3 protein-coding genes are annotated in these 1580 nt (G+C 46.9%); all 3 read left to right on the plus strand.

The annotated features are described in order from the left end of the window. On the plus strand, window positions 1-561 hold a 561-nt coding region (locus Q0257_RS00815; protein ID WP_298020339.1), incomplete at its 5' end, for an asparaginase domain-containing protein. 412 nt (window positions 562-973) lie between these two features. After that, window positions 974-1432, plus strand: coding sequence for an acetyl-CoA carboxylase biotin carboxyl carrier protein (gene accB / locus Q0257_RS00820; RefSeq protein ID WP_298020342.1), 459 nt, complete (start codon window positions 974-976; stop codon window positions 1430-1432). Continuing rightward, window positions 1429-1580: biotin carboxylase N-terminal domain-containing protein (locus tag Q0257_RS00825; protein ID WP_298020345.1), on the plus strand; the 152-nt coding region annotated here is incomplete at its 3' end. The genes accB and Q0257_RS00825, both read left to right, overlap by 4 nt.

Genomic DNA, 1580 nt, shown 5'->3' on the forward strand with positions numbered 1-1580 from the left:
GCTCGCGAAAAGGGCGCTCTTGTAGTGATGAACGACGAGATCCACGCCGCGCGCGAGGTTACGAAAACAAATACGACCAATGTCGCTACTTTTACTTCGCCAAATTCCGGTAAGATCGGCACCGTGAATTACGGAGTCGTAAATTTCTATATGGCGCCGCTTCGCAAACACACGATAAGTAGCGATTTTAATATCAAAGATATCAAGGCTCTGCCGCGTGTCGATATTATCTACGCACATCCGCAAGACGTGGGTGATTTCGTAGAGACTGCCGTACAAAATGGCGCTAAGGGTATTGTAGTCGCCGGCATGGGAAATGGAAATTTGTACCCCGATACGGAGGCTGCGCTTGCAAAAGCTAGCGAAGCGGGCGTGATAGTTGTGCGCTCAAGCCGCACGGGCAGCGGCTCAACTAGCGTAGGCTCAGAGGTGGACGACGCAAAACTTGGCTTTCTAACCGCCGATAATCTAAATCCGCAAAAGGCGCGCGTGCTGCTGATGCTGGCTCTTAGCAAAACGAGCGATAAAGCGAAAATACAGAGCTTTTTTGCGACACATTAACACAGAAACCCCGCGCGGGTAGAATCTCGGCGCGGGGTTTTAAAACAAAATTTCAGCGCGAAATTTTAAAAAAAGCAAGGTACAGGATTTTGATACGAGCCCAAAAGTGGAATTTTAAAGCAAAGCGCGGAATTCTAGCGTTTAAAGCGTAGAATTCTAGTCGTAAAATTAAGTATAAATTTTAAAGAATTCAAAATCATTTTACGTTCTTGCGGCAAAATTTCGTGTTTCGCTTGCGAAGTTCGAGCTTAAAATGAACGAGGCAAATCGCAGCCTATAAATCCTTAAAATCAGTCCGCAAATTCTGTCGTAAATTTCGCTTTGCACTTCTTAAAAGTCCCGCAAAAATCCATTTAAAGAAACAATTATAAAAATTTAGCTAAAATTTCGCAAATTTTTTCAGGAGAAATTTATGACAAAAGCAGAAATCAAAGAGTTAATGGACTTTTTCGGTGAGAAGCAGGGCATTAACGAGCTAAAAATTAAAGATAAAGATTTTGAAATCGAGATAAAAAAATATGGCCCATGCGGCGGGAGCATGTCTCAGCTTGCCGCACCCGCACCTGCCCCGCAGCTTGCTGCGCCTGCGGTAAATGTGCTCGTGGGCGATAAGCCCGCCTCAAAAGGCGCGATGGATACGATCGACAGCCCGATGGTAGGTACTTTTTATAAAGCGCCAAGTCCCGGTGCGGCAGAGTTCGTAAGCGTAGGTCAGGTCGTGCATAAGGGCGATACGATCGGCATCATCGAAGCGATGAAGATTATGAACGAGATCGAAGCGGAATTCGACTGCCGCATCAAAAAAGCTCTCGTCGAAGACGGACAACCCGTCGAATACGCTATGGCGCTGTTTGAGGTCGAGAAGCTATGAGGGAGCTTAAGAAAATTCTAATCGCAAATCGCGGCGAGATAGCGCTTAGAGCGCTTCGCACGATCCAAGAGATGGGCAAGCAAGCTATCGTCGTGCACTCTACCGCCGATCAGGACGCGCTTTACGTGAAATACGCCGACGCGTCGGT

Source organism: uncultured Campylobacter sp. (assembly GCF_938018035.1).
Taxonomy (GTDB): domain Bacteria; phylum Campylobacterota; class Campylobacteria; order Campylobacterales; family Campylobacteraceae; genus Campylobacter_B.

Coding starts and splice junctions, on each gene's coding strand:
- accB (WP_298020342.1), top strand. CDS start 974: ATGACAAAAGCAGAAATCAAAGAGTTAATGGACTTTTTCGGTGAGAAG.